The sequence below is a fragment of the Klebsiella sp. Ech2A genome (assembly GCF_030078455.1).
Lineage (GTDB): Bacteria > Pseudomonadota > Gammaproteobacteria > Enterobacterales > Enterobacteriaceae > Klebsiella > Klebsiella terrigena.
Genome location: NZ_JAQGFU010000180.1, coordinates 1 through 9041 on the forward strand (window position 1 = coordinate 1; position 9041 = coordinate 9041).

General features: G+C 59.5%; 10 protein-coding genes and 1 pseudogene. 5 read left to right on the top strand and 6 right to left on the bottom strand.

Annotation, left to right across the window (positions count from 1 at the left end):
* Positions 1 to 142: pseudogene (locus tag PFH44_RS21990) on the bottom strand (formate dehydrogenase subunit beta); the annotation flags it as partial.
* A gap of 12 nt (positions 143 to 154) precedes the next feature.
* A complete protein-coding gene (gene fdnG, locus PFH44_RS21995) occupies positions 155 to 3205 on the bottom strand; it encodes a formate dehydrogenase-N subunit alpha (RefSeq protein WP_152643939.1) in 3051 nt (1016 codons plus the stop codon).
* A 156-nt stretch (positions 3206 to 3361) separates the two neighbouring features.
* On the opposite strand from fdnG, the gene fdhD reads away from it, so the two are divergent.
* The gene (gene fdhD / locus PFH44_RS22000; RefSeq protein ID WP_045853690.1) at positions 3362 to 4198 is read left to right on the top strand and encodes a formate dehydrogenase accessory sulfurtransferase FdhD; all 837 of its coding nucleotides are present in this window, start codon (positions 3362 to 3364) and stop codon (positions 4196 to 4198) included.
* Here fdhD and PFH44_RS22005 read toward each other — a convergent pair.
* Positions 4165 to 4671 (bottom strand): YgjV family protein, encoded by a 507-nt coding sequence (locus tag PFH44_RS22005; RefSeq protein ID WP_045853689.1) that lies wholly within the window; start codon positions 4669 to 4671, stop codon positions 4165 to 4167. The genes fdhD and PFH44_RS22005 overlap by 34 nt on opposite strands.
* A gap of 58 nt (positions 4672 to 4729) precedes the next feature.
* Positions 4730 to 5251 (bottom strand): Crp/Fnr family transcriptional regulator, encoded by a 522-nt coding sequence (locus PFH44_RS22010; protein ID WP_283826142.1) that lies wholly within the window; start codon positions 5249 to 5251, stop codon positions 4730 to 4732.
* 130 nt (positions 5252 to 5381) lie between these two features.
* Here PFH44_RS22010 and PFH44_RS22015 point away from each other — a divergent pair, with 130 nt between their 5' ends.
* Complete coding sequence (locus PFH44_RS22015) at positions 5382 to 5594, top strand: YdgH/BhsA/McbA-like domain containing protein (protein ID WP_045853687.1); 213 nt, start codon at positions 5382 to 5384, stop codon at positions 5592 to 5594.
* 41 nt (positions 5595 to 5635) lie between these two features.
* Here the strand turns inward: PFH44_RS22015 and PFH44_RS22020 are convergent, their stop codons facing one another.
* Both PFH44_RS22020 and PFH44_RS22025 read right to left on the bottom strand, forming a co-directional pair.
* Complete coding sequence (locus PFH44_RS22020) at positions 5636 to 5959, bottom strand: AzlD domain-containing protein (RefSeq protein WP_045853686.1); 324 nt, start codon at positions 5957 to 5959, stop codon at positions 5636 to 5638.
* Complete coding sequence (locus PFH44_RS22025; protein ID WP_045853685.1) at positions 5959 to 6618, bottom strand: AzlC family ABC transporter permease; 660 nt, start codon at positions 6616 to 6618, stop codon at positions 5959 to 5961. Before PFH44_RS22025 ends, PFH44_RS22020 begins: the two co-directional genes overlap by 1 nt.
* Positions 6619 to 6718: 100 nt before the next feature.
* Between PFH44_RS22025 and PFH44_RS22030 the strand changes: the two genes are divergently transcribed.
* The 3 genes from PFH44_RS22030 to PFH44_RS22040 form a co-directional block, all read left to right on the top strand.
* Positions 6719 to 7267, top strand: coding sequence for a helix-turn-helix domain-containing protein (locus PFH44_RS22030; protein WP_045853684.1), 549 nt, complete (start codon positions 6719 to 6721; stop codon positions 7265 to 7267).
* A gap of 95 nt (positions 7268 to 7362) precedes the next feature.
* Complete coding sequence (locus PFH44_RS22035; protein WP_045853683.1) at positions 7363 to 8358, top strand: substrate-binding domain-containing protein; 996 nt, start codon at positions 7363 to 7365, stop codon at positions 8356 to 8358.
* Positions 8359 to 8471: 113 nt separating this feature from the next.
* Positions 8472 to 9041: glycoside hydrolase family 36 N-terminal domain-containing protein (locus PFH44_RS22040; protein WP_283826143.1), on the top strand; the 570-nt coding region annotated here is incomplete at its 3' end.

Genomic DNA, 9041 nt, shown 5'->3' on the forward strand with positions numbered 1-9041 from the left:
CCACCTGACAGGCTTTACAGCCGATGCAGGTGGTGACGTCGATAAGCTTCGCCACCTCCTGCTGGTGGTCCCGCGCCTGAGGCGCGGGGGTGAAACCGTTAGTCGCGGAACGACGAATAATGTCTTGCGATTGATAAGCCATAAGTCGTCTCCCTTACACCTTTTCCACGTTCACGAGGAAGGCCTTGAACTCCGGCGTCTGCGTATTCGCATCACCGACGAACGGCGTTAGCGTGTTGGCGATAAAGCCCTTCTTCGCCACGCCTTCATAGCCCCAGTGGATCGGAATGCCGATAGTATCGATATCCTTACCGTCCACCTTCAGCGTGCGAATACGCTTGGTCACCACCGCCTTGGCCTTGATATAGCCGCGGTTGGAGGAGACTCTGACGGTATCGCCGTGGGCAATACCGAGCCTGTTCGCCAGCTTCTCGCCGATTTCAACAAACTGTTCCGGCTGCGCGATGGCGTTGAGCAACGCGTGCTTGGTCCAGTAGTGGAAGTGCTCGGTGAGACGATAGGTGGTGCCAACGTACGGGAACTTATCCGCTTTACCCATCTGCTCCAGGTCACCCTTAAAGACGCGGGCGGCCGGGTTGGAGACCACGTTGGGGTGCAGCGGGTTAGTGCCCAGCGGCGTTTCGAACGGTTCGTAGTGCTCGGGGAACGGTCCTTCCGCCATTTTGTCGATAGCAAACAGGCGGCCCATCCCTTCAGGCTGCATGATAAACGGCCCGACGTCGCTGCCCGGCGCGGCGGCGCTGTAGTCAGGAATATCCATACCGCCCCATTTTGCGCCATCCCATTTGAGGATCTGGCGCTTCGGATCCCACGGCTTGCCCTGCGGGTCTGCGGAAGCGCGGTTATACAGGATGCGGCGGTTAAGCGGCCACGCCCATGCCCAGCCCAGGGTATTGCCGAGGCCCGACGGGTCGGCGTTATCGCGTCTCGCCATCTGGTTGCCGTCCGGCGTCCAGCTGCCGGCGAAGATCCAGCAGCCGCTGGAGGTGGTACCGTCATCGCGCAGCTGCGCAAAGGAGCTGAGCTGCTGGCCTTTCTTGACGATAACCGCGCCGGTGGCCGGGTCGGTGATATCCGCCAGCGCCTTGCCGTTACTCTCCATCGCCACCTCTTCCGAAGCCGGTTCATGCGGGGTGGCGTAGTCCCAGGTCATGTTCAGCACCGGCTCCGGCGTCGGGCCGCCTTCTTCGGCGTACATTTTCCGCAGGCGCATAAAGATACCGGCGAGGATTTCGCCATCGGTGACGGCAATCCCCGGCGCGTCCGCGCCCTTCCAGTGCCACTGCAGCCAGCGTCCGGAGTTAACGATCGAGCCGTTCTCTTCGGCGAAGCAGGTTGACGGCAGGCGGAAGACTTCGGTCTGGATTTTCGCCGGATCGACGTCGTTCGACTCGCCGTGGTTTTGCCAGAAGGTGGACGTTTCGGTGTTGAGCGGGTCGATAGTGACCAGGAACTTCAGCTTCGACAGCGAGGCGACGACCTTGTTTTTATTCGGGAACGAGGCCACAGGGTTAAAGCCCTGGCACAGATAGCCGTTCACTTTGCCCTGGCTCATCATCTCGAAGTACTGCAGCACGTCGTACCCTTTATCCCACTTCGGCAGCCAGTCAAAGCCCCAGCTGTTCTCAGCCGTTGCCTTATCGCCGTAGAAGGCCTTCATCATTGAGACGAAGAATTTCGGGTAGTTGCCCCAGTAGTTTACCTGATCCTTCAGCAGCGGTTTCGGCGTGCTGGCGGCCAGGTAAGTCTGGATATCGGCCTGTTTTTCGCTCGGCAGGTTCATGTAACCCGGCAGGCTGGTGGAGAGCAGCCCCAGGTCGGTCAGCCCCTGAATATTGGAGTGGCCGCGCAGCGCGTTCACGCCGCCGCCCGCCATCCCCATATTGCCGAGCAGCAGCTGGATCATCGCCATGGTGCGGATGTTCTGCGCGCCGATAGAGTGCTGCGTCCAGCCAAGGGCATAGAGGAACGACGCGGTTTTATCATGGGCGCTGGTTTCGGCGATGTATTCGCAGACTTTCAGGAAGTCGGCTTTTGGCGTCCCGCAGATATTTTCCACGACGTCCGGCGTATAGCGGGAGACGTGCTGTTTCAGCAGATTCCACACGCAGCGCGGATGCTGCAGGGAGGTATCGCGTTTGGCAAAGCCGTTTTCGTCCAGCTCGTAGTTCCAGCTGGTCTTATCGTAGCTGCGTTTTTCGGCGTCGTAGCCGCTAAACAGGCCGTCATCGAAGCTGTAATCCTCACGCACGATCAGGCTGGCGTTGGTATAGGCTTCGGTGTACTCGCGGTTGATTTTTTCGTTATTCAACAGGTACAGGATGACGCCTGACAGGAAGGTAATGTCAGTACCAGAGCGAATTGGGGTATAGAAGTCGGCTACCGACGCGGTGCGCGTAAAGCGCGGGTCGATAACAATGAGCTTCGCGCCATTGTGAATTTTGGCTTCCATCGCCCAGCGGAATCCTACCGGGTGCGCTTCAGCGGCGTTACCGCCCATGACCACAATGAGGTTGGCATTTTTAATGTCAACCCAGTGGTTCGTCATCGCACCGCGACCAAATGTTGGAGCAAGACTTGCTACCGTTGGTCCGTGTCAGACGCGCGCCTGGTTGTCGACCGCGAGCATACCGAGCGCGCGGGTGAATTTCTGCGTTAAATAGCCGGTTTCGTTGCTGGAGGCGGATGCGCATAGCATCCCGGTGGTCAGCCAGCGGTTAACGGTGGTGCCGGCGTCGTTTTTGGCGACAAAGTTGGCGTCACGGTCTTCTTTCATCAGCTTCGCGATACGATCGAACGCGTCGTCCCAGCTGATTTGCTGCCATTTATCGGAGCCAGGTGCGCGATATTCCGGGAACTTCAGCCGGCTTTCGGAGTGGATAAAGTCCACCAGGCCGGCCCCTTTCGGGCAGAGTGCACCACGGTTGACCGGATGATCGGGGTCACCTTCGATATGAAAGATGGATGCTTTGGCGTTTTTCGCGCCGTCGCCGAGGCTATACATTAACAGCCCACAGCCAACGGAGCAGTACGTACAGGTGTTGCGGGTTTCACGGGTACGCAGCAGCTTATATTGCCGGGTCTCCGCGAGCGCAGCGCCGGGGGCAAAGCCCAGCGCCGCTGCCGTAGTTCCTGCCATACCGCCAGCGCAGATCTTAAAGAACTGCCTTCTGCTGACCTGCATGGTTCACTCCTTGTATCGACATTGTCACATATAGTTATTTACTTTGCGGTAAGGACCGCAAAGGTTCAGAATTAGGGGCAATCACCCTCTTGCTTGAAGGGGTATGAAAAGAATACCACATTGTGTGTATGCCTGTTCCAATACGGTTAAGACAAAGTGAATAAGATCCCTCTCGAACAAATCAAAAATGTGACAACTGTCACGGGTTACCGCCAGGTCGCGCTGTGGAAGCGCGATAATTTGCAACATACTCAGCCGGACGAGTTAGCTGAAGAGGTGCCGGTCGCCCTGGTCTATAACGGCATCTCCCACGTCGTGATGATGGCCTCTCCGGGCGATCTGCAGCGGTTCGCCGTCGGTTTTTCGTTATCCGAAGGGATTATCGAAAATCGCTCCGAGATCTACGGCATGGACGTGGTGCAGGAATGCAACGGCCTGGCCGTCAGAATTGAGCTCTCCAGCCGCCGGTTTATGGGGCTGAAAGAGCGCCGCCGCGCGCTGGCGGGACGCACCGGCTGCGGAGTATGCGGCGTGGAGCAGCTAAACGATATCGGCAGGCCGGTGCGCCCGCTGCCGTTTACGCAAACCTTCAACCTCGCGAACCTCGATCGCGCGCTGGAGCAGCTTAACGACGTGCAGCCCATCGGCCGCGTCACCGGGTGCACTCACGCGGCCGCCTGGCTTCGTCCGTCTGGCCAGCTGGCGGGCGGGCATGAAGACGTTGGCCGTCACGTCGCTCTCGACAAGCTGCTCGGGCGGCGCGTGGAGGAGGGAAGCGGCTGGCAGAACGGCGCGGCGCTGGTTTCCAGCCGGGCCAGCTACGAGATGGTGCAGAAGGCGGCCATGTGCGGCGTGGAAATTCTGTTTGCGGTCTCCGCTGCGACCGCGCTGGCGGTTGAGGTCGCGGAACGCTGCAACCTGACGCTGGTCGGTTTTTGCAAGCCGGGCAGAGCGACGATTTATACGCATCCCGAGCGTCTGGCAGCGGAGTGACGCCACCAGGCAGCCAAAATACTTCCTGAAAACGCCAGCTCCATCATCACGGCAACGGGCGAGCCGACCACCACATTGTTCAGTAGCCAACAAAGGCTGCCGCACAATGTGTATCCACGTAATTTCTCGCTCTGTTTCTGAAACGACGCCAGCGTCATTAGCAGGCTCCCGGCGAGCGGCAGGATATTCTCCAGGCTTTGCCACAGACCGGCGCTACAAAGCAGCGACCCGAGCATAAACCCCCACATAGCCCGGCGGCTCAGCGTCACGATGGCCACCGCGTAGCGGCATGCTGCGATGAGCATTAATCCCGCCGCGCCGGGTTGTTCCAGAAGATAAAAATGAAGCGCCAGCAGGGCGGTTGATCCTGCGAGCAGGGACAGCGTCGCGGCCCGGCGCTGAAAATGAAAGGCGGAAATATCGAGCAAAAAGCTCATACCGGCCAGGAGCTGAGAGAAAATAAAGGCGTTCATCGCGTCTGCCATCTGCTGAGGAGTGGCGGGACATTAAGCGATGCAAACGCGTCATGCGTTAACCTTTGTTAAGACGCTGGCGAATGCGGGACAGGCTAACGGGAGTAATGCCGATGTAGCTGGCGAGATCGCGCTGAGTGAGCTGCGCCTCCCAGTCCGGAAAGTGGGTTTGCACGTACTGATAGCGCTGCTCTGGCGTATTGAGCAACAGCATTTGCTCTTTTTTCTCTTTGTAGATCAGCTGACGGGTGAGCAGCTGTATCTTAATTTCCTGATTTTCGGGGGCATCAAGCGCGGCCAGGGGGATTTCGCTGGTTTCACCCGCGGAGATCGTTTGCAGGCCGTAATCTGCCGGCGTCCTGGTGAGCCAGTTCAGATAAAGGAAGCAATATTCGCCCGCAAAATAAAACTCTTTAACGCGCTCAGTGCCGGCGGGAGAGTGATAAACAGCGCGCACAACACCATGATGTAAAAAGTAAATATGGGTTTGAGGCTCGCCCTGGCGAAGTAACCAGCCGCCGGCAGACCGCACCGTTTTCCGGCCGCCTGACGGTAATTTTCGATCGCAGTCGAACGTCATTTTTATGCCTCAAATAATTTGAATAAGAATAGCAAATCCTTCCGCTTTTCGTTACCGGGTGTGAGGTCTATTATCTATCACATCAAGGCACAACGCCTTACCTAAACAACTTACCTGAAGGATTTATCTCATTAAAAACGTCAAAACTTTTGCTGCAGTTATCGCTCTGGCCGCTTCTTTTAGTTCTTTCGCCGCTGAAAGCGTGACCGCTACCGCCACCACTATGGACGGCGCTGAAGCGAAAATTGCCGCTCAGGCCCAGGCTGCTGGCGCATCATCTTATAAAATTACCGAAGCCTTTACCGGTAACCGCGTGCATATGACGGCAGAGCTGAACAAATAAAAAAAGAACTACCGTCGAAAGAGCGCCCCTGGGGCGCTTTTTTAGTTTATGCCCGCCAGCCGCAGCAGGGCGGTAACCACCGCCGCGGCGATAATCACCACGATCAGCGGCATCTTGCGCCAGGCGAGAAATACCGCGAAGCCCACCCCCAGCACCCGCGCCATACCGGCAAAATGTTCGCTTTCATAAAATGTGGTCGCCAGGGCGACGGAAAATAGCAGTACCGTCGCGGCGTCCGAGAGCAGCGCCTGAGAGCGCTCGGAAAGCGCCAGGCGGCTACCGATCTTCGCGCCGCCGAGGCGCATCAGGTAGGTTCCTGCCGACAGGATAGCGATTCCGATGATAAACAGCGTGATGTTGCCCATTATTTTTTCCTCGCCAGCAGGCCGAACAGGGAGAGCAGCACCGGCAGGCCCGCTGGCGCAAAGGAGACCGCTGCGAGGGATAACGCCGCACCGCTGCAGGCGCGGATTAAGGTGGTGCGGTTTTTAAACGCGGGAATGACCAGCGCCAGCAGAATGGCGGGAAAGACGGCGTCGAGGCCGATGGTTTCCGGGGCCGGCAGGATCTTGCCGACCAGGGCCCCCAGCAGCGCGCCCAGCGGCCAGATGATAGCCACGCCGAGTCCGCACAGCCAGTAGGCGGCTTTACGCTGCTCCGGCGTTTTCTGCGACAGCCCGAAGACCACGCTTTCGTCATTCATAATATGGCAGCCCAGCAGGCTGGCGCCGCGCCTGCCGACCAGATCGCGAACCGTCACGCCGAACGGCACGTGGCGAGCGTTGACCAGTAATCCCGCGGCGGCGGCGGCCAGCGGGTTACCGCCGCTGGCGACGATGCCGATAAACATAAACTCCGAGGCGCCCGCCAGCACGCAAATCGACAGCACGAACGGCACCCACACCGGGAAGCCATAGGCTATCGCCAGCGAGCCGTAGGAGAGGCCGACGACGCCCACGGCCAGGCAGACTAAGACTATCGCTTTTATCGTGTCCCCTTTGAGACAGGAGAAGTGCTGCTTCATACTATTTAGCCATATCGAACGAATTTCCATTATAATGAACGCAACCCTTTCGACTTTCAAGTCGAACGAATCGTTCTATATAAAAAACGCGGAGCCGTGTATGACACAGCCAATTAGTCTGATTGCCCGGAGCCTGGTACGCGAGCGCTCGCGCACCGGGCTCTCGCTGGCGGAAGTCGCGCGCCGGGCCGGTATTGCTAAATCGACGCTATCGCAGCTGGAGTCAGGCAACGGTAACCCCAGCCTCGAGACGCTGTGGGCGCTTTGCGTCGCGCTCGATATTCCGTTTGCCCGGCTGCTGGAGCCGCAGGCGCAAAAAACGCAGGTGCTGCGTCGCGGGGAAGGGACGAAGGTGGTGGCTGAGCAGGCCCACTATCAGGCTATTCTGCTGGCGGCCTGCCCGCCCGGCGCCCGCCGCGATATCTATTTACTGCTGACCCAGCCGGGGGCTGACCGTATTTCTCACCCGCACCCGCCGGGATCGATAGAGCATATTATTGTCACCCAGGGCCGCGCGCGCGTGGGTCTGACCGAAGCGCCGGAAGAGCTGGGCGCCGGGGACTACATCTGTTATCCCGCCGATCGCGAACATCTCTTCCAGGCGCTGGAGCCGGATACCCAGGCGATTCTGGTAGCTGAGCAAAGCTAGCGTTTTATTGCGGGGATGACCGCGCCGCTCCCGCTGGACGTCCCGCCCGTATTGCGGGACACTAGCCGTTTCCTCCACCGCCGACTGGGATACGTATGTCGCTGAAAGCTATTGCTAAAGAACTTGGAATCTCGGTAACCACCGTCAGCCGCGCGCTGAACGGTTATGACGACGTGTCGCAGGAGACGCGCGCCCGCGTGGAGGCGGAAGCGCAGCGCCGTGGCTACCGGCCCAATACCTTCGCGCGACGCCTTAAGATGGGCAAAATTGACGCCGTGGGTCTGGTTTTTCCCATCAGCCCGGCCCCGCTGAATAACAACGTATTTCTCGACATGGTCGGCGAAATTAGCCACGAGCTGTCGCGCTATGAAATTGATTTACTGCTGATTGCCGACGATGAGCAGGCGGACAAGCACGGCTATATGCGAATGGTCCAGAGCCGGCGGGTCGATGCGCTGATTGTCGCTCATACCCTGGACGACGACCCCCGCCTGACGCAGCTGCTCTCCTCCGGCTTTCCTTTCCTCGCCCTTGGCCGCAGCCGGCTGCCGCAGCCCTATGCCTGGTTTGATTTTGATAATCAGGCCGGCACCTGGCGTGCGACCCGCCATTTGATTAGCCAGGGGCATCGGCGCATCGCGCTGCTGAGCGAAAATAACAATCAGGCGTTTATCACCCAGCGCCGCAACGGCTATCTGCAGGCGCTGCGCGAGGCCGGATTAGCGGATACCTGGCTGCGCAGCGTGCCGCCAACCCGCCGCGGCGGCTATCAGGCGACGATGGAGCTGCTGCGTTTGCCGGAACCGCCCACGGCGATCGTGACCGACTGTAATACCCACGGCGACGGCGCGGCGATGGCGCTATCGCAGCTGGGGCGCCTGACCGGCGATAACCGCGTGTCGCTGGTGGTTTACGATGGACTGCCGCAGGACAGCATTATTGAAACCCCGGTGGCGGCGGTGATCCAATCTACTCGCCAGGGCGTTGGCCGCCAGATCGCCGGCATGGTCCGTCGGCTGATTGCCGGCGACGATCTCTCCTCCCTGCAGGTGCTCTGGCAGCCCGAATTTTTCCCCGGCGACACCGCCTGATTCCCCTCCCGCTACGCTAATTTCTGCACTCGATCACGAATCCGAAACGTTTTGGTTGTTACCCGAAACGTTTCGGATCAACAGTAAGGCATTCCTTGCTGTGGAGATGTCTGATGTCTGATTCGATTGTACGCCTGCAAAGCGCAGGGGCCGATGTGGTAATCAAAACCCATCCGTTTGCCGAAATTATCTACTGGGGGCCGCATTTAAGCCATTTTTCGCCGCAGGATGCGGCCAGCCTGACGCGCCCGGTGGCTAACGGTCGCCTGGACGTCGATTCCCCCGTCACGCTGATGGCCGAGCTGGGCCACGGGCTGTTTGGCGCGCCGGGGATTGAAGGGCACCGCCAGGGGCTGGACGGCTCGCCGGTGTTTGCCACCGCCGGGGTCGTGCAGGACGGGCAAAGCCTAACCATTATCAGCGAGGACCCGCACGCCGGGCTGCGCCTGCGTAGCGAAATTGTGCTCGATAGCAGCGGCGTGCTCAGCGTTCGCCACGGTCTGACCAACCTGCGCGCGCAGTCCTGGCAGGTGGACCGGCTTGCGGTCACGCTGCCGGTTGCCGAACGCGCCCGCGAAGTGATGGCTTTTCACGGCCGCTGGATCCGCGAGTTTCAGCCGCATCGGCTGGTCCTCGATCACGGCAGCTTCGTGCTGGAAAACCGCCGCCGGCGCACCTCCCAC

Bases quoted from the DNA above. Each gene is read 5' to 3' on its own strand.
- PFH44_RS22005 (WP_045853689.1), bottom strand. From the start codon at position 4,671: ATGAACGCCTTTATTTTCTCTCAGCTCCTGGCCGGTATGAGCTTTTTG.
- PFH44_RS22010 (WP_283826142.1), bottom strand. From the start codon at position 5,251: ATGACGTTCGACTGCGATCGAAAATTACCGTCAGGCGGCCGGAAAACG.
- PFH44_RS22020 (WP_045853686.1), bottom strand. From the start codon at position 5,959: ATGGGCAACATCACGCTGTTTATCATCGGAATCGCTATCCTGTCGGCA.
- PFH44_RS22025 (WP_045853685.1), bottom strand. From the start codon at position 6,618: ATGAAGCAGCACTTCTCCTGTCTCAAAGGGGACACGATAAAAGCGATA.
- PFH44_RS22030 (WP_045853684.1), top strand. From the start codon at position 6,719: ATGACACAGCCAATTAGTCTGATTGCCCGGAGCCTGGTACGCGAGCGC.
- PFH44_RS22035 (WP_045853683.1), top strand. From the start codon at position 7,363: ATGTCGCTGAAAGCTATTGCTAAAGAACTTGGAATCTCGGTAACCACC.